This is a genomic window from Rhizobium hidalgonense, assembly GCF_005862185.2.
In the GTDB taxonomy this organism is placed as follows: domain Bacteria; phylum Pseudomonadota; class Alphaproteobacteria; order Rhizobiales; family Rhizobiaceae; genus Rhizobium; species Rhizobium hidalgonense.
On sequence record NZ_CP054027.1, the window covers coordinates 2,806,635 to 2,827,422 of the forward strand.

18 protein-coding genes are annotated in these 20,788 nt (G+C 61.2%); 10 read left to right on the top strand and 8 right to left on the bottom strand.

The features are described 5' to 3' along the window. From nrdR to FFM81_RS13565, 5 genes are all read right to left on the bottom strand, one after another. Entirely contained in the window at positions 1-477 is a 477-nt protein-coding gene (gene nrdR, locus FFM81_RS13545) for a transcriptional regulator NrdR (protein ID WP_003547190.1), read from the bottom strand. Positions 478-486: 9 nt separating this feature from the next. Beyond that, positions 487-1,785, bottom strand: a complete 1,299-nt coding sequence (gene glyA, locus FFM81_RS13550) for a serine hydroxymethyltransferase (RefSeq protein WP_025415833.1) — start codon at positions 1,783-1,785, stop codon at positions 487-489. Positions 1,786-2,002: 217 nt separating this feature from the next. After that, positions 2,003-3,304, bottom strand: a complete 1,302-nt coding sequence (locus tag FFM81_RS13555; protein ID WP_003574070.1) for a L,D-transpeptidase family protein — start codon at positions 3,302-3,304, stop codon at positions 2,003-2,005. Positions 3,305-3,744: 440 nt separating this feature from the next. Then, positions 3,745-4,260: a transcriptional regulator LdtR gene (ldtR, locus tag FFM81_RS13560; RefSeq protein ID WP_003574072.1), complete on the bottom strand. Its 516-nt coding sequence runs from the start codon at positions 4,258-4,260 to the stop codon at positions 3,745-3,747. A gap of 128 nt (positions 4,261-4,388) precedes the next feature. Beyond that, complete coding sequence (locus FFM81_RS13565) at positions 4,389-4,826, bottom strand: DUF6163 family protein (RefSeq protein WP_003574074.1); 438 nt, start codon at positions 4,824-4,826, stop codon at positions 4,389-4,391. A 220-nt stretch (positions 4,827-5,046) separates the two neighbouring features. Between FFM81_RS13565 and hemB the strand changes: the two genes are divergently transcribed. The 5 genes from hemB to FFM81_RS13590 all read left to right on the top strand — a co-directional run bounded on the left by hemB (position 5,047) and on the right by FFM81_RS13590 (position 8,855). Continuing rightward, positions 5,047-6,060, top strand: a complete 1,014-nt coding sequence (gene hemB, locus FFM81_RS13570) for a porphobilinogen synthase (protein WP_138384831.1) — start codon at positions 5,047-5,049, stop codon at positions 6,058-6,060. 71 nt (positions 6,061-6,131) lie between these two features. After that, positions 6,132-6,590 carry an RDD family protein gene (locus tag FFM81_RS13575; RefSeq protein WP_003574079.1) on the top strand — a complete coding sequence of 153 codons (459 nt, stop codon included), beginning with the start codon at positions 6,132-6,134 and terminating at the stop codon, positions 6,588-6,590. 205 nt (positions 6,591-6,795) lie between these two features. After that, a complete protein-coding gene (locus tag FFM81_RS13580; protein ID WP_003574082.1) occupies positions 6,796-7,572 on the top strand; it encodes an arginyltransferase in 777 nt (258 codons plus the stop codon). A 271-nt stretch (positions 7,573-7,843) separates the two neighbouring features. After that, the gene (locus FFM81_RS13585) at positions 7,844-8,725 is read left to right on the top strand and encodes a DMT family transporter (protein WP_128398460.1); all 882 of its coding nucleotides are present in this window, start codon (positions 7,844-7,846) and stop codon (positions 8,723-8,725) included. A gap of 4 nt (positions 8,726-8,729) precedes the next feature. Continuing rightward, on the top strand, positions 8,730-8,855 hold the full coding sequence (locus tag FFM81_RS13590; protein WP_375164745.1) for a hypothetical protein: 126 nt from the start codon (positions 8,730-8,732) through the stop codon (positions 8,853-8,855). Here FFM81_RS13590 and FFM81_RS13595 read toward each other — a convergent pair. Both FFM81_RS13595 and parC read right to left on the bottom strand, forming a co-directional pair. Further along, positions 8,845-9,303, bottom strand: a complete 459-nt coding sequence (locus FFM81_RS13595) for an SRPBCC family protein (RefSeq protein ID WP_025415830.1) — start codon at positions 9,301-9,303, stop codon at positions 8,845-8,847. The genes FFM81_RS13590 and FFM81_RS13595 overlap by 11 nt on opposite strands. A 194-nt stretch (positions 9,304-9,497) precedes the next feature. Further along, the gene (gene parC / locus FFM81_RS13600; protein WP_097535572.1) at positions 9,498-11,753 is read right to left on the bottom strand and encodes a DNA topoisomerase IV subunit A; all 2,256 of its coding nucleotides are present in this window, start codon (positions 11,751-11,753) and stop codon (positions 9,498-9,500) included. A 234-nt stretch (positions 11,754-11,987) separates the two neighbouring features. On the opposite strand from parC, the gene FFM81_RS13605 reads away from it, so the two are divergent. Continuing rightward, positions 11,988-13,175 carry a YdgA family protein gene (locus FFM81_RS13605; protein WP_025415828.1) on the top strand — a complete coding sequence of 396 codons (1,188 nt, stop codon included), beginning with the start codon at positions 11,988-11,990 and terminating at the stop codon, positions 13,173-13,175. Between the two features lie 135 nt (positions 13,176-13,310). Here the strand turns inward: FFM81_RS13605 and aspS are convergent, their stop codons facing one another. Continuing rightward, positions 13,311-15,101, bottom strand: coding sequence for an aspartate--tRNA ligase (gene aspS / locus FFM81_RS13610; protein ID WP_128398459.1), 1,791 nt, complete (start codon positions 15,099-15,101; stop codon positions 13,311-13,313). A 254-nt stretch (positions 15,102-15,355) separates the two neighbouring features. Between aspS and FFM81_RS13615 the strand changes: the two genes are divergently transcribed. The 4 genes from FFM81_RS13615 (at position 15,356) to FFM81_RS13630 (ending at position 20,626) form a co-directional block, all read left to right on the top strand. Continuing rightward, the gene (locus tag FFM81_RS13615; protein ID WP_097535565.1) at positions 15,356-16,747 is read left to right on the top strand and encodes a multicopper oxidase family protein; all 1,392 of its coding nucleotides are present in this window, start codon (positions 15,356-15,358) and stop codon (positions 16,745-16,747) included. A 130-nt stretch (positions 16,748-16,877) separates the two neighbouring features. Continuing rightward, positions 16,878-18,023 (top strand): ribonuclease D, encoded by a 1,146-nt coding sequence (rnd, locus tag FFM81_RS13620; RefSeq protein ID WP_025415825.1) that lies wholly within the window; start codon positions 16,878-16,880, stop codon positions 18,021-18,023. 77 nt (positions 18,024-18,100) lie between these two features. Next, positions 18,101-19,162, top strand: coding sequence for an adenylate/guanylate cyclase domain-containing protein (locus tag FFM81_RS13625; RefSeq protein ID WP_003574099.1), 1,062 nt, complete (start codon positions 18,101-18,103; stop codon positions 19,160-19,162). Positions 19,163-19,267: 105 nt separating this feature from the next. Next, positions 19,268-20,626: an esterase-like activity of phytase family protein gene (locus FFM81_RS13630; protein WP_128398458.1), complete on the top strand. Its 1,359-nt coding sequence runs from the start codon at positions 19,268-19,270 to the stop codon at positions 20,624-20,626. The last annotated feature ends 162 nt before the right edge of the window (positions 20,627-20,788 follow it).

The following is a 20,788-nucleotide window of genomic DNA, read 5'->3' on the forward strand; positions in this document are numbered from 1 at the left end:
TCACCTGTCCAGCGGGTCGCGGGCGATCTTGGCGTTGATTTCGGAAATGACCTTTTCGAAATCCTCGGCAAGCGAGAAGTCCCGATAGACGGAGGCGTAGCGCACGAAGCCGACATCGTCGAGGCTCTTCATCGCTTCGAGCACCTGCAGGCCGATCTGCTCGGAGGAAATCTCGGTCTCGCCGGAGCTTTCAAGCCGGCGGACGATGCCCGACACGGCGCGCTCGATGCGATCCCGCTCAACCGGGCGTTTGCGCAGCGCCACTTCGAAGGAGCGCACCAGCTTGTCGCGGTCGAACGGCACCTTGCGGCCGGTCTTCTTGATGACCATCAGCTCGCGCAGCTGCACGCGCTCGAAGGTGGTGAAGCGGCCGCCGCAATCCGGACAGATACGCCGCCGGCGGATGGACGTGTTGTCCTCCGCCGGGCGCGAATCTTTGACCTGTGTATCTTCCGAACCGCAATAGGGGCAGCGCATTGCTACTCCTTATCCCATGTAGTCATACATTGGGAAGCGGTCTGTGAGGTTGACCACCTTGCCGCGCACCGCGGCTTCGACGGCAGCATTGCCTTCATCGGAATTGGCGACCTTCAGGCCGTCGAGAACCTCGACGATGAGATTGCCGATTTCGCGGAATTCGGCTTCCTTGAAGCCGCGGGTCGTGCCGGCCGGTGCACCCAGGCGCACGCCCGAGGTGACGAAGGGCTTTTCCGGGTCGAAGGGAATGCCGTTTTTGTTGCAGGTGACGTAGGCGCGGCCGAGAGCGGCCTCGGCGCGCTTGCCGGTGGCGTTCTTTTTGCGCAGGTCGACGAGCATCAGATGGTTGTCGGTGCCGCCGGAGACGACGTCGAGACCGCCAGCGATCAGCGTTTCGGCCAGCGCCTTGGCATTCTTGACGACCTGGGCAGCGTAATCCTTGAACTCAGGCTGCAGCGCCTCGCCGAAAGCGACCGCCTTGGCGGCGATGATGTGCATCAGCGGACCACCCTGGAGACCCGGGAAAACGGCCGAATTGAACTTCTTCGCCAGATCCTCTTCATTGGTGAGGATGACGCCGCCGCGCGGGCCACGCAGCGACTTGTGGGTCGTCGTCGTCGCGACATGGCAATGCGGGAACGGCGAGGGATGCTGGCCGCCAGCAACGAGACCGGCGATGTGGGCCATGTCGACCATCAGATAGGCGCCGACGCTGTCAGCAATCTCGCGAAAGCGCTTCCAGTCCCAGATACGGGAATAGGCGGTGCCACCGGCAATGATGAGCTTCGGCTTGGTCTCTTCGGCCTTGCGGGCAACTTCATCCATGTCGAGCAGGTTGTCGCCTTCACGCACGCCGTAGGAGACGACGTTGAACCACTTGCCGGACATGTTGACCGGCGAACCATGGGTGAGGTGGCCGCCCGAATTCAGGTCGAGACCCATGAAGGTATCGCCCGGCTGCAGCAGCGCCAGGAACACGGCCTGGTTCATTTGCGAGCCGGAATTCGGCTGGACGTTGGCGAAATTGACGCCGAACAGCTTCTTGGCGCGCTCGATCGCCAACTCCTCGGCGATATCGACGAACTGGCAGCCGCCGTAATAACGCTTGCCGGGATAACCCTCGGCATATTTGTTGGTCATGATGGAGCCCTGGGCTTCCAGCACGGCGCGGGAGACGATGTTCTCGGAAGCGATCAGTTCGATCTCGTGCCGTTGGCGACCGAGTTCCTTTCCGATCGCGCCGAAAATTTCCGGATCGACGTCCGCAAGCGAGCGATTGAAGAAGGATTCGGTGGAAGCATTGGTCATGGGCGGGCTCCTCAACTGGAATGCGCTGAGGTATTAGCCTTCCGTTGTGGCAAGGGCAATACGAAGAACGACATTTGCTGAGCAAAGCGCGCGCTCCGATCATTTTGCGACAGCGCGGCGCCGATGAATGATGGCTACGAGAGCGCGCGCCCTCCCCCGCATAAAAAAACCGCGCCGGGAAGGCGCGGTTTGAGGTTGCGATTGCAAAGGTCGCCGCTTATTGAACCGGCTGCTCCATGCCAGCCGTGGTATCCAGCGCCAGCTCGGCATTGCCATCCATCTGATAGATGTCGTCGCGGAACTGGACGATGCCGTCGGGCATGCCCCAGGCGGAGATGTAGACGAAATAGACCGGAACTTCGATGGCGAGTTTGACCGGCGTGTTGACGCCGGTTGCGATCACCTGCTCCATCTGCTGGCGGTTCCAGCCGGGGGTCTCGCGCAAGAGCCAGTTCGACAAGTCGCGCACGTTCTGGACGCGGACACATCCAGACGATTCGAAGCGCATGAGCTTGTTGAACAGGCCCTGCTGCGGCGTGTCGTGCATGTACTCGCCGTTCTTGTTGTAGAAGTTGATCTTGGTCGAGGCCATGGCGTTGGTCTTGCCGGGGTCCTGACGGAACATCAGGTTCGGCGCCTCGCCGTTCCAGTCGATGGTCTCGGGGGCGACTTCGTTGCCCTTGCCGTCGATCAGGCGGATGGCGTTCTTTTCGAGATAGGTCGGATCCTTGCGCATCAGCGGCATGATGTCCTTCTCGACGATCGAGCGCGGCGAGGTCCAGTAGGGGTTGAGGATGACCTCGTAGATCTTCGAGTTGACGAGATGGGTCGGGCGGCTGAGACGGCCGACAACCGCGGTGTGGCGCGTCGCGACGCTGCCGTCTTCAACGGCTTCCACGTAGGCGGCGGGGATGTTGACCATCACGTGGCGGCGGCCGAGGTCCTCGGGGAAGGTCTGCAGGCGGACGATATTGGTGTTCAACTGCTGCAGGCGGACATCGGCGGGGATGTTCATCGCCTTCAGCGTGAATTCGCCGAGCACACCATCAGACGGCAGGCCGTGGCGGGCCTGGAAGCGCTTGACGGCACCGTCGACATAGGAATCGAAGGCGCTCGACATGCCGGCTTCGCGCGGCAGGTCGCCGGTAATCGCAAGGCGCTGGCGTAGCGCCTGGACTGCGGGGTGGCTGACGCCGAGCTGCAGGCGCTGGTCACCGGGATTGACTTCGGGCCAGCCGCCGGCGGCCGCGATCTGCTGATACTGCATGATCGCCTGCTGGGCGCTGGCGACCGATTGGGGGCCAAGAATCGGCGTGTTGGAAACGACAGCGCTTGCCGTGCGCGAAGCCGCCTTGGCGTCGAACTGGTCGTCCCAGTTGCCGCGGCGCGGTGCATTGATCAGCGTATCGATCGCCGATTGCGCAAAGGCCGGCGCGGCAATCGCGCTGGCGCCAACTGTTGCCGCGGACGCAAGGAAAGCGCGGCGCGAGAGAGCTTCATTTCCGTTTTTCTTCGACATAGTCCCAACCACTGAATGCGGCGAAAAGAGAAGCCGCGGCTCTTTGCGATATCACAGCGCTCTAACGCAGATCTCTGTGCATTTGTTGTCCCGGCACATCAAAACTTTCCGCTTGCCCCATCACAAGATTGCGATGCGACAGGCTGACCAATTGATCGGTCTGTTGAAAGCGCCGGTTGTTAAGCCTTCCGCTGCCACACCAATGTGGCCAATTCGTGTTATCGGGCCGGAAGACGGATGACCCGGCTACCGGAAACACGACACAACGAACCATGTGACGGGCTAAACCGTGCCGGTTAATAACGGCTAAAAAACGGCTTGGATACGGGCGATAATGCTTGCCCGCCTTGCGTTGCAAAGATGCCACGGAGAGCAAACGGCAAATCGGACGTGCAGGGACACGTCCGATTTTCTGCAACCCTGAAAGGAGGTCGAGGGTCTTAGAGGCGATACATAATCGAGTCGTTCCAGAAGCGGTCCAGGCGCTGGAGCAGCTTGTTCATCTGGGTGAACTCGTCGGTGCCGATGCCGCCGACCTTGTCGATCGAGGTGATGTGGCGTTCGTAGAGTTTTGCCACCGTCTCGGCGATGTCCTGGCCGGTTTCGGTCAGGCTGATGCGGACCGAGCGGCGGTCGATGCGCGAGCGCTGGTGGTTGATGAAGCCGAGGTCGACCAGCTTCTTGACGTTGTAGGAAACGTTGGAGCCGAGATAGTAGCCCCGCGAGCGCAGCTCGCCGGCGGTCAGCTCGGAATTGCCGATGTTGAAAAGGAGCAGCGCCTGGATGGCGTTGACGTCGCTGCGACCCTGACGGTCGAACTCGTCCTTGATGACGTCGAGAAGACGGCGGTGAAGACGTTCAACAAGATGAAGGGATTCCATGTAAAGATCACGGATGCCCTGATCCTGCTGGTCACGGAAGTTCGATACCGCCTGCGGCTTAATTTTCGTGTTCATATTGACTGCCTCACTGTTTGATTGGCGGTGTGTTTTCTTCCCGCCTTGAGTGAGACCCTATCGAATACATATAAAATTCGACTTAAACCGCAGGCTTAACGGAGCCTTACTGGAAACCCCACGTTGTCTCAGGGTAAATCAACACTTACCTGGCGGCGGTGCCGGCGCTTTTCCAGCCAGAGCAGCAGGCGGAAAATCCAGTAGACGGCTGCGACCATCACATGCAGCAGGATGATCAGTTTGTTGGGCCCGAAAATATTGGGCAGCAATCCATACATCAGGATTTGCCCGCCGGCGGCCAGCACCCAGATGACCGGCCCCCAGGAGACAGTGAGCCAAAGACCGAGGGAAGCGACAGGAAAAAGCACGGCGAGACTGGTGCTCGCCACCTTCCACGGCAGGCTCAAAAGATCGAAGCGGCCGGCGCCGACCAGCGAATAGCCGACGAGCATCGCCCAATATTGCAGGCCGAACCAGAAACAGGATATGGCGACCAGTCTCAGGAACAGAATGAAGAGGATATCCGCCAGCGTGCGTTTCGGTATCGTCGGGGAATCGGTTTCCATAGCGCAGACATCGGTTCGGGGTTGCATCTTCTTGAAGAGCGCCGTGCGTCTGACGACGCGCTAACGACGCTCTATCACATCGCGTTGGCGCGTAACGCCGAAAATCAATTTCGGGTTAGACGCTTGAGGTTTTTCCGCCGCGGCCGATCGTCCGGTTTGGATTTTTCGAGGGGCATGATAATGAGCGCTCCGATAAATGGAATGGGCCAGGGCAGATATCATGCAGGATAGGACGCATCTCGTCGACGACATCACCGGCCATCGCCGGATGCGGCGCAACCGCAAGGCGGATTGGACACGCCGGCTGGTGCAGGAGAACCGGCTGACGGTCGACGACCTGATCTGGCCGATCTTCATCGTGCCCGGCTCCGGCATCGTCGATCCGATCCAGGCTATGCCCGGCGTCAACCGCATGAGCATCGACGAGGCGGTCGAGGCGGCACGGGAAGCCGCCGGCCTCGGAATTCCCGCACTCGCAACCTTTCCGAACATCGAGATGGAGCTGCGCGACGAGACCGGCTCGAACAGCCTCGAAGCCAACAATCTGATCAATCAGGCAACAGTGGCGATCAAGAAGGCTGTGCCCAATATCGGCGTCATCACCGACGTCGCGCTCGATCCCTTCACCAGCCACGGACACGACGGCATCTTGAGAGACGGCGAGATCGTCAACGACGAGACGGTCGACCAGGTTGCCCGCGCCGCCGTGATGCAGGCCGATGCCGGCGCCGATATCATCGCGCCGTCGGAGATGATGGACGGGCGCATCGGCGCAATCCGCATGGCGCTCGATGCGGCAGGTCACCAGAGCGTCGGCATCATGAGCTATGCGACGAAATTCGCCTCCGCCTTCTACGGCCCCTATCGCGAGGCGATCTCGACCGGCGGGCTGCTGAAAGGCGACAAGAAGACCTATTATATCGACCCGGCCAACGGTACCGAGGCGATCCGCGATGCCGCTCTCGACGTCGAGGAAGGCGCGGACATGCTGATGGTCAAGCCCGGCCTGCCCTATCTCGACATCTGCTGGCGGATGAAGGAAGCTTTCGGCCTGCCGACCTTCGCCTACCAGGTTTCCGGCGAATATAGCCAGATCAAGGCGGCGGCGATGAACGGCTGGATCGACGGCGAGCGGGCGATGCTCGAAACGCTGCTGTCGTTCAAGCGGGCGGGATGCGACGGCATCCTCACCTATTTCGCGGTCGAGGTGGCGAAAATTCTCGGCACACGCTGATTCCGACAGAATATTGTATTTTGTTCTGCCGATACCATATCTGCGGCATCGCTTTTCCGCAGGAGATTGAGATGAGCTACAACCCCAATCCGCTTTATGCCGCACCGGAGGACTGGCGCGCCTATAGCGGCGTGTTGAGCCGCCGTGTCTTCGCCTTCATCCTCGACTATCTGATCGTCCTGCTGCTTTGCATCCCCGCGGGGATCGTGCTGTTTTTTCTGTCGATCGTCACGCTCGGGCTCGGTTTCCTGCTCTACCCTGCCCTCTTCGTCATCGTTGCCGGCATCTATTTCGGCCTGACTGTCGGCGGGCGGAGCCAGGCCTCACTCGGCATGCGCGCGATGGGGATCGCCATCGTGCGCGTCGATGGGCGGCCGATGGATTTCCTGACGGCGATCGTGCATCTGGCGCTATTCTGGATCCTCAACTCGGTGCTGACGCCGCTCATCCTGCTTGCCGGCCTGTTTACCGAGCGCAGCCGTCTCATCCACGACCTGCTTGTCGGCACAGCGACGGTCCGCACCGCCTGAGCGTTGGATAGAGACCACGGCTAAACCATTAAGCGGAGACGAAATAAAGTCTCCGCTTTCTCTTTGCCCGGGAGCGCCGCCGCTCCATATCTAAAATTAGAAGACCGAAATGAAGGGCGAGAACCGCCCCGCTGTTGACGTTTTTTATTCTTAGGTCATGCTGTCAAGAAACGGCACGATCTCGACAAGGAAATTTCCGCGACAGATGAATACGCAGACAACGCCATCCCCGCAGTTTTATCTGACGGCCCCGGCTACGTGTCCGTATCTGCCGCATGAGATGGAGCGTAAGGTGTTCACCCATCTGGTCGGCCCGCGCGCCGCCGAGATGAACGACATCCTGACCCAGGGCGGTTTCCGCCGCTCCCAGAACATCGCCTACCGGCCGGCCTGCGAATCCTGTCGCGCCTGCGTTTCCGTCAGAATTCTCGCCCAGGAGTTCGAGCCGACGAAATCGATGAAACGGGTGCTTGCCGCCAATTCCGACGTCATCGCCACCGAATTCACGGCCCAGCCTTCCAGCGAGCAATATTCGCTTTTCCGCCGCTATCTCGATTATCGCCACCAGCAGGGCGGCATGTCCGACATGACCGTGCTCGACTATGCGATCATGGTGGAAGACACGCATGTGAACACGCGAATCGTCGAGTACCGCCGGCGTGAAGAAGGCTCCGGACTGGAGCAGCGGCCGAAGGGCGAACTGCTTGGTGCCGCGCTGACCGACACGATGAGCGACGGGCTGTCGATGGTCTATTCCTACTTCAATCCCGATCTCGAGCGGCGGTCACTCGGCACCTTCATGATTCTCGACCATGTCAGGCGCACGAAAGCGCTGGGCCTGCCGCATGTCTATCTCGGCTACTGGGTGCAAGGGTCGCGAAAAATGGACTATAAGACCCGCTTCCAGCCGCAGGAACATCTGACCCCGCGCGGCTGGGAACGTTTCGATCCCTCATCCAAGCCCGAAAGCCCCCACGATTAGAGCCTTTCCTGGTCAGATTGAAGCATTCTGTTGGCTCAAACGGAGTCGGACGGTCGACCGGCCGGCGCGCGTCGTAGCAAAGCTCTACGGCCAAGCCGGCCGGTCGATCAGCCGGCCCGTTTCAGCCAACCCGAAGGGCCGGGCATCTTTCCGCCAGGATCAAAGGCGATCGGCTCGGACGTACCTTGGGGTATGCCCGTCGCCAATCGCCTTTGCCCTGACGAAAACCTGCTCCGGCAGAATACTTCAATCTGTCCAGGAAAGGCTCTAAATGCCTCCCACCGCTCTTTCCGATCATCGGAAGGGTCTGCTGCTGACGGCGATCGGCGGGCTGGCGCTTTCCATGGATATCCCGCTCGTCCGTCTTGGCGATGGCGACATCTGGTCGGTCCTGGGAGTGCGAAGCGCTGCAACGGTTCTCGCCACCTTCGTCATCCTTGGAGCGATGCGCCTTACCTCGGGCAAATGGCCGATCCTCATTCCCGGGCGAGCCGGCGTGTTCGCCGGCCTGCTCTACGGCATCTCGTCCCTCACCTTCGTGCTGGCCGTCTTCAATACGACCACGGCCAATGTCGTCTTCATCGTCGCCTTCAATCCGATGTTTGGGGCGCTTCTTTGCTGGATTTTCCTCAAGGAGAAGCCACCCGCAGCAACGCTGATCGCCATGCTATCCATGGTCGTGGGCGTTGGACTGATCGTGCGCGAAGGGCTTGCGAGCGGCCATGTTTTTGGCGACGCCATGGCGCTTCTCAGCGCGCTTATTCTTGCCGCAGCCATCACGGTCGGACGTGCCTCGCGCCGGGAAATGGGCTTCGTGCCGCTGCTGGCCGCCCTCCTGCCGGCCGCGCTCGGCCTCGCGCAAGCCCTGCCCTCAGGGCTTGCCATCGCCCATCCAGGCTGGATCCTTTTCAACGGTGCCATCGTGATGCCGGTCGCCTTCTGGTGCCTTGCGACCGGGCCGCGTTATCTTTCCGCGCCTGAAGTCGGCATGTTCTATCTGCTGGAAACGGTGCTCGCGCCCATCTGGGTCTGGCTGATCTTTGCCGAAACGCCTGCGACGATGACACTCGTCGGCGGCGGCATCCTGGTGGCGACAATCGGCGGGCATTCCCTTTGGATGACGCGGGGGAAGAGCATCAAGCGACTCTTCTGAGGCGATGTTGTCGCCTGCAACGACCGGCGCCAATCTCAACACCTTCGTGCTTGTCGTAGCAGCCGGCGAGATCGACGAAGGAGGTGCTGCCCGCTTCCTCCGCGATTTCAGCGCACCTCTCAACCGGTAGCTTTCATCTGCTGCTGTTCCAGCTCCTTGCCAAGCCCTTCGACCACATGCGCCCAGCCTCGCCGGGTCTTTTCCTCGTGTTCGGCCCATTCGGCACACATTTCGTGGGTCAGCGTCAGGCGGCTGCCGCCGCCGAGCGGCTCGATGTCGATTTCGACGCGGTCGCAATTGTGATCATGGTCCTCGACGGAAAAACTGAAGACCATGCGTTGCGGGCGCTTCAGTTCCAGGAAGACCCCCTGGTGAAAGGCGTCGCCGGTGGGACGGCGGTCGACGATGAAGAAACGGCCGCCGACATGCGGATCGATATCGGCGCGGATGACGTGACCGTCATCGGTGGCAAACAGGAAGCGGCGGGCGATTTCAGGATTGAGCCAGGCGTCGTACACGACAGCAGGCGGCACCCTGTAGGTGTGGCTGACATGCAATTTGATGGTGCTGGCGGGCATCGATTTTTCCTCCGGTAAACGGCGCGCACCTTCTCCAAGCGCACGGGCCACAGCCGTTCCGTCCGCCCACGGATCGGCCTTCTCTTCTTTTGGGTAACAGCAAAGAGATAGAGAAGTTCCGGCGCCCGCCAAGAGACGAGCGCGGAATTTTTATGCATGGCGTATCCCCGAATTATATGTCCGGGCGAAATGCATTAACCGGCGAATTTGCCGCTGCGCGGAAAGCCCTTCGGCACGGTGCGACCGGCGGTCGCGCGGTCGGACAGCCACTCAGCAAGCTCGTCCTTGTTCTTCGTGAAGGTGCGGCCGGCGCTGTCTTCCCAGACGAGGCCGTCTGATATCGCGAAGCAGCGGACGTCCGAGATGCCGCCATCCTTGTAACGCTGCAGACGCACGCCCTTGCCGCGCGACATTTCCGGCACCTGCGCCAGCGGGAAGACCAGCAATTTGCGGTTTTCGCCGACGACGGCGACATGATCGCCACCCACCGGCACCAGCAGCTGGGTTTCCTCGGGCAGAGCGACGTTCATGATCTGCTTGCCCTTGCGGGTATTGGCGACCAGCTCCGCCTCCGCAACGACGAAGCCATTGCCGGCTGTGGAGACGATCAGCTGCTTGCGCGAGGGGTCGTGGACGAAAGCGGTCAGCACCGCCTGGTCGTTATCCATGTCGACGATGATGCGCAGCGGCTCGCCATGGCCGCGACCGCCCGGCAGCTTGTCGCCGCCGAGGGTGAAGGCCTTGCCACCTGTGGTGACGATCAGGATCTTGTCCGTCGTCTGCGCCGGGAAGGCTATCTTCAGGCCGTCACCTTCCTTGAAGGTCAGCGTCGCCGTGTCGGCGATGTGGCCCTTCAGCGCGCGGATCCAGCCCTTTTCCGATATGACGACGGTGATCGGTTCCTTTTCGATCATCGCCTGCTGGATTGCTTCCTCGTCGGCTTCGGGTGCGTCGGCAAACTGGGTGCGGCGGCGGCCGACCTCGGTCGCCTTGGCGAACTTCTTCTTCACTTCGCCGATTTCCCAGGCGACCGTCTGCCACTGCTTGTCATCGGAGGCGAGCAACGCCTCGATCTCGCTCTTTTCCTTGGTGAGTTCGTCGAATTCCTTGCGGATCTCGAACTCTTCGAGCTTGCGCAGGGCGCGCAGCCGCATGTTGAGGATAGCCTCGACCTGAATGTCTGTCAGATCCCAGCGCGCCATCATGACCGGCTTTGGCTCATCTTCCTCGCGGATGATCCGGATCACTTCATCTATATTGAGGTAGGCGATCAGCAGACCGCCGAGGATTTCGAGACGCCTGTCGATCGCGGCCAGGCGGAAACGCGAGCGGCGCTGCAGCACCTCGCGGCGGTGATCCAGCCACTCCTTCAGCACTTCGTTCAGCGCCATGACCCGCGGGATGCGGCCCATGGACAGCACGTTCATGTTGAGCGGAAAGCGGCTTTCGAGCTCCGTCAGCTTGAACATCGATTCCATCAGGATGGTCGGATCGACGCTGCGGGTCTTCGGCACCAGGACGACACGGATGTCCTCGGCCGATTCGTCGCGAATGTCTTCCAGGAGCGGCAGCTTGCGGGCGATCAGCAGCTCGGCGATCTTTTCGATCAGCCGCGACTTCTGCACCTGGAAGGGAATTTCGGTGATGACGATCTGGTAGCCGCCGCGGCCGAGATCTTCCGTCTGCCATTTCGCCCGGACGCGGAAACCGCCGCGGCCGGTGCGGTAGCTCTCGATGATGCTGTCGCGGCTGTCGATAATGATGCCGCCTGTCGGGAAGTCCGGCCCGGGAATGAATTCGACGAGCTTTTCGACGGTGGCATCCGGATGTTTGATCAGGTGCAGCGCGGCGTCGCAAAGCTCGTGGGCATTGTGCGACGGGATCGAGGTCGCCATGCCGACGGCGATCCCGGAGGAGCCGTTGGCGAGCAGGTTGGGGAAGGCGCCGGGAAGGACGGTCGGTTCGGAATTCGATTCGTCGTAGGTATCGCGGAAATCGACGGCATCCTGATCGATGCCCTCGAGCAGCAGTTCGGAGACCGCCGTCATCTTCGATTCGGTGTAACGCATGGCGGCGGGGCTGTCGCCGTCGATATTGCCGAAATTGCCCTGGCCGTTGACCAGCGTGTAGCGCTGCGAGAAATCCTGAGCGAGACGGGCAAGCGCGTCGTAGATCGACTGGTCGCCGTGCGGATGGTAGTTACCCATCACTTCGCCGACGATCTTGGCGCATTTCCTGAAGGCCGACGTCGGCCGCAGCCCCATCTCGTTCATCGCATAGACTATGCGGCGGTGCACAGGCTTCAGCCCGTCGCGCACATCGGGCAAAGCACGGTGCATGATGGTCGACAGCGCATAGGCGAGATAGCGCTGCTCGAGCGCCGCCTTGAGGTCGACCGGTTGGATGTTGTCGTCGTCTCCGCCGGAGGGCGGCAAAATCTCTTGTCCCATAGCTTCTGACTAGCCCAGAAGAGGCTGGCGGGCAAGGAATCCAGGCCATTGCAGCTGTGGATGAAGTCTTGGCACCGACATCAAAGGATGAGACAAACGTTCGGCCGCAATTCGGACTTCGTTTGCCGTTCCTTTCAACGGAAATTTAGAAGTCCGTAAATATAAAGCGGGCCCAATCCGTAGTAGCGTAACTGCAGATTTCAGAACCGCCACACGCCACCAGAGGAATCACCCATGAACTTTTACCGGACAACGCGGCTGATGCTGTCGGGCGCCGCCTTTTTCTCGCTCGCCGGCTCAGCTTTCGCTCTCGATGGCACCGATCTCTTGAACAAGATCAATGCCGCTTATGCCGCACAGGGCGGGACGATTGCCGCGGAAAGCGTCGACATCGACGGCACGACCGTGACGTTGAAGAATGTCACCGTCAAGCCGACCGGCGGCGAGAGCCTGCCCATCGGCCAAATCACCCTTTCCGGCGTCGAGGAAGACGAGGACGGCGGCTATTACATCGAAGAAGCGGCCTTCCCCGACATCAACAAGACCCAAGACGGCGTGACCGTGACGGCGCAGGAGCTGACGCTCGGCGGCATTTCCGTGCCGGCAACGCCGGGCGGCGATACGCTCGACACCATGATGCTCTATGAAAGCGCCCATATTGGGCCGCTGAAAGTGGTCAAGGACGGCGCGGAAGTGTTCTCGCTGCTCGAAAGCAACATGAACCTGACGCTGCGCGAAGACGAATCCGGCTTCGATTTCGACGGCGCCTTCAAAAGCATGAAGGCCGACCTCACCAAGACCGAGGATGCGCAGAGCAAGGATGCGATCGAGAAGCTCGCCCTGCAGCACATCCAGGGCGACATCACCATGAAGGGCGCCTGGGAGCTCGCCCCCGGCACGATCGACATTTCGGAATTCGCCTTCGATTTTACCAATGTCGGCAAGCTGAACCTCGGCTTCAAGATCTCCGGCTACACGATGGCCTTCATGAAATCGATGCAGGATGCGATGAAGGAATCCGAAGCCAACCCGAATAAGGAACAGTCGCAGCAGGCACTCGGCCTTGCCATGCTCGGCCTGATGCAGCAGCTGTCCTTCGAGGCCGCACAGGTGCGTTTCGAAGATGCCTCGATCACCAAGCGCGCGCTCGATTATGCCGGTTCGCAGCAGAACATGTCCGGCAAGCAGATGGCAGATTCGCTGAAGGCGATGACGCCGATCATGCTGGCGCAGCTCAATATCCCGGAACTGCAGAACGCTGTTTCGGCAGCGGTCAATACCTTCCTCGACGACCCGAAGAGCCTGACCGTCAAGGCCGCTCCCGAAAAGCCGGTACCGTTCCCGACGATCGTCGGTGCTGCCATGGGCGCTCCGAACACGCTGCCGCAGGTGCTCGGCGTCAAGGTTTCGGCCAACGACTGATCGTTTCGACATTAAAATAAAGGCCCGGCAGTTCCACTGCCGGGCCTTTTATCTTTCTGAGCGCGACTCTCTCCAGCCTCATCCCGAGGCGCCCGAAGGGGCCTCGAAGGACGGGGCTGCCGCGCAGCCCCTATGTCAGTCCTTCTTGACTGGCGGGATCGGGCGGATCGAAAGTTCGCGCAGCTGCGTCGGGGTTGCCGGGGTCGGCGCGCCCATCAGAAGATCCTGGGCCTGCTGGTTCATCGGGAACAGCGAGATTTCGCGCAGGTTCTTGGCGCCGACGAGCAGCATGACGATACGGTCGATGCCGAAGGCAGCACCGCCATGCGGCGGCGCGCCGTACTGGAAGGCGCGGTAGAGGCCGCCGAAACGGTCTTCGACATCCTGCTGGCTGAGACCGACCTTCTCGAAGGCGGCGACCATGGTTTCAGGCGACTGGTTGCGGATCGAACCCGAGGCGATTTCGAAGCCGTTGCAAACAGCGTCGTACTGGTAGGCTTTGATGCCAAGCGGATCCTGGTTCAGCAGCGCGTCGAGGCCGCCCTGCGGCATCGAGAACGGGTTGTGGGCGAAGTCGATTTTCTTGTCTTCCTCGTTGTACTCGAAGAAGGGGAAGTCGACGATCCAGCACAGTTCGAAACGGTCGCGGTCGATCAGGTTCAATTCGTCGGCGGCGCGGTTACGGGCTTCGCCTGCGAACTTGTAGAACTTGGACGGCTCGCCGGCGACGAAGAAGCAGGCGTCGCCAACCTCGAGGCCGAGCTGCGTGCGGATTGCGTCGGTGCGCTCCTCGCCGATGTTTTTGGCAAGCGGGCCGGAGCCGGCGATTTTGCCCTCTTCTTCCTTCCAGAAGATGTAGCCGAGACCGGGCTGGCCCTGGCTCTGCGCCCAGGCGTTCATACGGTCGCAGAAGGCGCGCGAACCGCCGGTCTTTGCCGGGATCGCCCAGATCTCAACCTTCGGGTTGGAGGCGATCATGCCGGCGAAGACCTTGAAGCCGGAGCCGGCAAAATGCTCGGTCACCGCTTCCATGACGATCGGGTTACGAAGATCAGGCTTGTCGGATCCATACTTGCGGATCGCTTCATCGTAAGGGATGCGCGGCCATTCCTTGGTCACCGGCTTGCCTTCGGCGAATTCCTCGAAGATCGAGGTCATCATCGGGCCCATCGTGTCCCAGACGTCTTCCTGGGTCACGAAGCTCATTTCAAGGTCGAGCTGGTAGAATTCGCCCGGCAGACGGTCGGCGCGTGGGTCTTCATCGCGGAAGCACGGCGCGATCTGAAAGTAGCGGTCGAAGCCTGCGACCATCAGCAGCTGCTTATACTGCTGCGGCGCCTGCGGCAGGGCGTAAAAGGTGCCGGGATGGATGCGCGAGGGCACGAGGAAGTCGCGCGCGCCTTCCGGCGAGGAGGCCGTCAGGATTGGCGTGGAATATTCGGTGAAGCCGACATCGCCCATTTCGCGGCGCATCGACGAGATGACCTGGGTGCGCTTGACGATGTTCCTATGCAGCGTTTCGCGGCGAAGATCGAGGAAGCGGTACTTGAGGCGGACGTCTTCGGGGTAGTCCGGCTCGCCGAAGACCGGCAGCGGCAGTTCCTTGGCGGCGGAGAGCACTTCGATCTCCTGGGCGTAGAGCTCGATCTCGCCGGTTGCCATGGTCTTGTTGACAGTGTCTTCGGTGCGGGCCTTGACGAGGCCGTCGATGCGGATGACCCATTCGCCGCGCACGGTCTCCGCCGTCTTGAAGGCGGGGCTGTCGGGATCGGCGACGACCTGGGTGATGCCGTAATGGTCGCGAAGGTCGATGAAGAGAACGCCGCCATGGTCGCGGACGCGATGGACCCAGCCGGAGATACGGACGGTCGAGCCGACATCCGTCTTGCGGAGGGCGGCGCATGTGTGGCTGCGATAGCGATGCATGATCTCAAATCCTGGATGTGGCTTAAGACGGCAGCAAGGGTTCAAAGACCCTCAAGCGCCGACAAGAAAATCGGGCGGAAAAGCGCACGGACGCTCCGATTTGTCAAGGCTTGGCGCGCCCTGCCCGCGCGATTGGCACGCGTTTGTGGCGAGGCCACGGCGCGTATGCTGCGGCAGTTTGGCCGCGTTTCCGGTATTGATGAAGATGCCTGTCAACTTTAAAAGGATCGGCATTCTCATCCCGGAGCCTCCGCATGCCTCTGCTCACCCGCCGCAACCTTCTCAAGGCATCCGCCGTCGCGGGCGCCTATGGTGTCGGCATGGGCATTGGCGGCAAATTCGGGCTTGCCGAGGCGGCACCCGAGCCGCAACTGCTGACAGCTGTGAAGACAGAGGCGATGCTGACCGAGGCGGCACCGACCCGGGAGATCATGAGCTGGGGCCATGACGGCATGCCGCCGATTCTCAGGATGACGAAGGGGCGACCCTATGCAGCGCGGCTGAAAAACGGGCTCGACGAGCCGACGACGATCCACTGGCATGGGCTTCGCATCGACAACCGCATGGACGGCGTGCCCTTCATGACGCAGCCCTACATCTATACCGGCGACAGCTTCGACTATGCCTTCACGCCGCCCGATGCCGGCACCTTCTGGTATCATCCGCATTGCAACACGCTGACGCAGATGGGGCATGGCATGACCGGCGTCATCGTCGTCGAAGATCCGGCCGATCCGGAGTTCGATGCAGAGGTGGTGCTGAACCTGCGCGACTGGCGGCTCGGCGGCGACGGACAGTTCATCGCCCCTTTCCGGCCGCGTGACGCCGCCAAGTCCGGCACCTACGGCACCGTGCGCACAGCCAACTGGCACCAGGAGCCGCGATATGACGCGCCCGCCGGCGGGCTGGTGCGGCTGCGCATTGCGGTGACCGACGTGACGCGGATCTTCTCGCTGAAGATGGAAGATGCCGATGCGAGCGTGATTGCAATCGACGGCAATCCGGTACCGAAGCGCTTCCCCCTTGATCTTCTGCAGATCGGACCGGGTCAGCGGCTCGATCTCGCCGTGCGTATGCCGGACAGCGAGGGCGCCGTCGCAACGCTCGAAGATATCCGCGGCACGACGCCGAAGACGATCGCCAGCCTGCGCGCCACCGGGTCATCGCTGAAGCGCGAGATCGGCGATCTCGGGCCGCTTGTCGAAAATCCGGTGGCAAGGGCCGACCTTTCCGCCGCCGAAGAGATCCCGCTGGTGCTGAGCGCCACGGCGGAGAATACCGCCGCCGAAAGCATCTGCGGCACGCTCGGCTACAGTTTCTGGGCGATCAACAAGGTGCCGTGGCCGGGCGATACGCCCGATCCGACGGCGCCGCTGGCGGAGCTGACGCTCGGCAAGAGCTATGTCTTCAATCTGGAGAACACCACGCCGCACGCGCATCCGATCCATCTGCACGGGATGAGCTTCACGGTGATCTCCTCCTCGACCAGAGAGGTGATGCCGCTGGTGTCCGATACCTATCTCATCCAGCCGGACGAGAAGGTGCAGCTCGCCTTCGTCGCCGACAATCCCGGCGACTGGCTGCTGCATTGCCATATCATCGAGCACCAGAAGACCGGAATGACCAGCTATGTCCGTGTCGGCTGAGGCGCTCAGCTGCCACAGTTTGGACGTGATTCTTAGCCAGCAATGCTCGAAGCGTATGCTGTTGTATTGACATATCGAAGCGAAAGGAGAAGGAAGGTTCAACCGACCTTTTCCTTGCGAATGAAATGATATGATCGAAACCACCGCCGATTTGGCGGCCGCCTGCAAAGAGCTGGCCAAGTCCGACTTCATCACCATCGATACCGAATTCCTGCGCGAGACGACCTTCTGGCCGGAGCTTTGCCTGATCCAGATGGCAAGTCCGACGACCGAAGTTCTCGTCGATCCGCTGGCCAAGGGCATCGACCTCGCCCCCTTCTTCGAGCTGATGGCCGATACGAAGGTGCTGAAGGTCTTTCACGCGGCGCGCCAGGACATCGAAATCATCTTCAATCGCGGCAATCTCATTCCGCATCCGATCTTCGACACGCAGGTCGCCGCCATGGTTTGCGGCTTCGGCGACAGCGTCTCCTATGATCAGCTGGTCAGCCGCATCAAGAACGTCCATATCGACAAGTCGTCGCGCTTCACCGACTGGAGCCGCCGGCCGCTCTCCGACAAGCAGCTGGAATATGCGCTGGCCGACGTCACCCATCTGCGCGACGTCTACCTGTCGCTGAAGGCGGAACTCGATCGCGAAGGCCGCACCTCCTGGCTCTCCGAGGAGATGGACATTCTCGAGGCACGCGAAACCTACGACATGCATCCCGACGATGCCTGGCAGCGGCTGAAGATGCGGCTGCGCAAGCCGCAGGAACTCGCGATCCTGAAATATGTCGCCGCCTGGCGCGAACGCGAGGCGCGGGCGCGCAACGTGCCGCGTTCGCGGGTGCTGAAGGATGATGCGATCTACGAGATCGCCCAACAGCAGCCCAAGGATACCGAAGCGCTTGGCCGGTTGCGCACCATTCCGAAAGGCTGGGAGCGCTCGACCTCCGGCGCATCCGTCATCGAGGCCGTCAACGCCGCGCTCGCTCTTCCGAAAGCCGATATGCCACATGTGCCGCGCCAGGCGCAGGCGCCCGAAGGGGCCGCTGCCGCCGTCGAATTGCTGAAGGTGCTGTTGAAGCTGATTTCGGAAAAACACGGCGTGGCGCCGAAGGTGATCGCCAACAGCGAGGATCTCGACAGGATCGCCGCCGAGGGAGAGAAGGCCGAAGTCGCCGCCCTTAACGGCTGGCGGCGCGATCTTTTCGGCGAGCCGGCGCTGCAGCTGATCCAGGGTCAGATCGCTCTGCGCTTCGTCGGCCGGAAGGTCGAAACGGTCAGCCTCTGAGTCGGATTTAAAATCGCTTGACGCTTTTTTCCCAGCTGAAACAATGGCTGGAAGAAACATCATCGGCGAAGGGCCGCATGCGGGAAATATCTCCGACGCAGAACTGGATCTTGATCACGCTCGTTCTGGCCGCCAGCGGCGTCGTCTATGATCTGATGTTCTACTCCAATCAGACGCCCGTTATCGGCGCCATCTTCGCGCTGTTCATCGGCATGCCGATCATCGCCTTCGAGCGCAAGGTACTGTTTCGCGGGCTGTACAGGCGTATTCAGAAGCTGCCGACCTTCGCCTTCATCATCAGTGAACTGGTGATCTACGAGATCCTGATGAGCATCGGCTTTGCCTGCGGCGGCCTGCTGCTCTGGTCGATCGGCATGGTGAAGCCGTCGTCGCTCGTCGATCTCATCATCATGCCGTATGAGGTCTTCCTCTATGCGCTTGCCGTCTGCTCGGCGATGATCTTCATCCTGCGCGTGCGGGAACTGCTCGGCCGCGAGGTATTTCTGAGTATGCTCATCAGCCGGTATCGTAATCCGGTCAAGGAAGAGCGTGTCTTCCTGTTCATCGATCTCGTCGATTCGACGGCTTTTGCCGAAAAACACGGCGACCTCCGCGCGCAGCAACTGCTGAACTCGCTGTTTGCGACCTTCGCCGAGCCGGTCCGGCGCCACAAGGGCATGATCAACGACTATGTCGGCGATGCGGCGATCATCACCTGGCCGCTTGCCCGCGGCGTCAAGAATGCCCGCTGCGTGCGCTGCATCTTCGATATCCTCGCCGATATCGAAGCCAATGCCGCCGGCTGGCGGAAAAGCTACGGCCAGGTGCCGAAGCTGCGGGCCGCCCTTCACGGCGGCGAGATCATCACCGCCGAAATCGGCGTCGACCACCACAAGATCAGCTATTTCGGGGACACGGTGAATACCACCGCCCGGCTGGAGGCGCTCTGCCGCAGCCTGAACCGGCCGGTGCTGATCTCCGCCGAACTTGCCCGGCGGATGCAGTTTCCCGATGACATATCGTGCGAGGATCTCGGCAGCCATGCCGTCAGGGGGCGCGGCCAGGCGCTCGGCGTCATGGCGCTTTCCTCGCGCGCCGTCACCGTGCTGAACACACCCGCGGTCATTCTGCACGGCTGAGCAAACGTTCTGCCGCGCGTCACCAAAGCTTCACCCAACCGTCAATTCGCTGACATTAAACCCCTGCTAAGCGGAAGGCATTCGCTTCCGTTCCAGGGGGATATTATGAAGAACGTCCTTTTTGCTTCCGTATCGCTTTTCATCCTGATCGCCGGTCCCGCTTCAGCAGACCAACAGCAGTTCCCGGCCAAGCTCGCCGGCCAGGCGATCCTGCCTGCCAACACCATGGTTCCGGCCCCGGCCGACGCTCCTGAATTCCTCAAGCATTCTGGCAAGTTCACGACGCCGAACCGCAAGCGCACCGAAGCGCTCGGCACCGTTCCCGGCAAGGACGGCGCCCGCGTCACCGACCTGAAGCTTCCCTTCGACGGTCAGCCGGTCCAGGGCTTTTCCGGCATCAAAACGATGGCCGACGGCACCTTCTGGACGCTGACGGACAACGGTTTCGGCTCGAAAGCCAACTCTTCGGACGCCATGCTTCTCCTGCACCAGATGAAATTCGACTGGGCCAGCGACAGGGCTGAAATCGTCAAGAACCTCTTCCTTTCCGATCCGAACAAGATCGCTCCGTTCCCGATCGTGCTCGAAGGCACCGACACGCGTTATCTCACCGGCGCCGACTTCGACATCGAATCGATCCAGCCGGTTGCCGACGGCTTCTGGCTCGGCGACGAATTCGGCCCCTACATCCTGAAAATCGACAGCGAAGGCCACCTGACGGACGTCATCGCGACGACGCTCGACGGCAAGCCGGTGCTTTCACCCGACAATCCGCTGATCCAGCTTCCCGGCAACCCGGCCGCGAAGATGCCGGTCTTCAACCTGAAGCGCTCCGGCGGCTTCGAAGGCCTCGCCATGTCGAAGGACGGCGCCAAGCTCTACGGCCTGCTCGAAGGCGCCCTTTACAAGGATGACGGGCAGATGGAGAACGTCGACGGCCACACCGCCGTCCGCGTGATCGAATTCGACGTCGCCGCCAAGAAGTGGACCGGCCGCAGCTGGCTCTATCCGTTCGAAGACAAGGGCGTCTCGATCGGCGACTTCAACATGCTCGACGACACGACCGCTCTCGTCATCGAGCGCGACAGTGGCGCCGGCACCAAGGACAAGGTCTGCGCCGACCCGAAGCAGCCGAAACCGGATTGCTTCGAGGCGCCTGCCGATCTGAAGCGCGTCTACAAGATCGAGTTCAACGACGCCAATGCCGGCAAGGCCGTCCGCAAGATCGGCTATATCGACCTCTTGAACATCCAGGACCCCGACAACAAGAAGAAGGCCGGCAGCAAGGACGGGGTCTACGACATGCCCTTCGTGACGATCGAAAACGTCGACCGCGTCGATGCCACCCACATCATCATCGGCAACGACAACAACCTGCCCTTCTCGGCCGGCCGTGCGGTCGACAAGGCCGATAATAACGAGTTCAGCCTGCTCGAGGTTGGTGAGTTTTTGAACGCGAAGTAATTCGGGGTTGATGTGAGATTGAGAGGGCGGTGCGAGAGCGCCGCCCTTTTTATTTGGGTCGAGCACATCCAAGTTTCTCCCTCATTCCTGTGCTCGTCACAGGAATCCAGGGCGCCCAAGTCCTTGGGCGCGGGAAACTACCTTTGTCGGGAAGAGTCATTC

Excerpts from the sequence above, each read along its gene's own strand:
- FFM81_RS13555 (WP_003574070.1), bottom strand. The coding sequence starts at position 3,304 with ATGTCGAAGAAAAACGGAAATGAAGCTCTCTCGCGCCGCGCTTTCCTT.
- glyA (WP_025415833.1), bottom strand. The coding sequence starts at position 1,785 with ATGACCAATGCTTCCACCGAATCCTTCTTCAATCGCTCGCTTGCGGAC.
- FFM81_RS13565 (WP_003574074.1), bottom strand. The coding sequence starts at position 4,826 with ATGGAAACCGATTCCCCGACGATACCGAAACGCACGCTGGCGGATATC.
- FFM81_RS13585 (WP_128398460.1), top strand. The coding sequence starts at position 7,844 with ATGCCTCCCACCGCTCTTTCCGATCATCGGAAGGGTCTGCTGCTGACG.
- FFM81_RS13595 (WP_025415830.1), bottom strand. The coding sequence starts at position 9,303 with ATGCCCGCCAGCACCATCAAATTGCATGTCAGCCACACCTACAGGGTG.
- FFM81_RS13625 (WP_003574099.1), top strand. The coding sequence starts at position 18,101 with ATGCGGGAAATATCTCCGACGCAGAACTGGATCTTGATCACGCTCGTT.
- nrdR (WP_003547190.1), bottom strand. The coding sequence starts at position 477 with ATGCGCTGCCCCTATTGCGGTTCGGAAGATACACAGGTCAAAGATTCG.
- FFM81_RS13605 (WP_025415828.1), top strand. The coding sequence starts at position 11,988 with ATGAACTTTTACCGGACAACGCGGCTGATGCTGTCGGGCGCCGCCTTT.
- FFM81_RS13630 (WP_128398458.1), top strand. The coding sequence starts at position 19,268 with ATGAAGAACGTCCTTTTTGCTTCCGTATCGCTTTTCATCCTGATCGCC.
- FFM81_RS13590 (WP_375164745.1), top strand. The coding sequence starts at position 8,730 with ATGTTGTCGCCTGCAACGACCGGCGCCAATCTCAACACCTTCGTGCTT.
- ldtR (WP_003574072.1), bottom strand. The coding sequence starts at position 4,260 with ATGAACACGAAAATTAAGCCGCAGGCGGTATCGAACTTCCGTGACCAG.
- FFM81_RS13580 (WP_003574082.1), top strand. The coding sequence starts at position 6,796 with ATGAATACGCAGACAACGCCATCCCCGCAGTTTTATCTGACGGCCCCG.
- FFM81_RS13575 (WP_003574079.1), top strand. The coding sequence starts at position 6,132 with ATGAGCTACAACCCCAATCCGCTTTATGCCGCACCGGAGGACTGGCGC.
- hemB (WP_138384831.1), top strand. The coding sequence starts at position 5,047 with ATGCAGGATAGGACGCATCTCGTCGACGACATCACCGGCCATCGCCGG.
- aspS (WP_128398459.1), bottom strand. The coding sequence starts at position 15,101 with ATGCATCGCTATCGCAGCCACACATGCGCCGCCCTCCGCAAGACGGAT.
- rnd (WP_025415825.1), top strand. The coding sequence starts at position 16,878 with ATGATCGAAACCACCGCCGATTTGGCGGCCGCCTGCAAAGAGCTGGCC.
- parC (WP_097535572.1), bottom strand. The coding sequence starts at position 11,753 with ATGGGACAAGAGATTTTGCCGCCCTCCGGCGGAGACGACGACAACATC.
- FFM81_RS13615 (WP_097535565.1), top strand. The coding sequence starts at position 15,356 with ATGCCTCTGCTCACCCGCCGCAACCTTCTCAAGGCATCCGCCGTCGCG.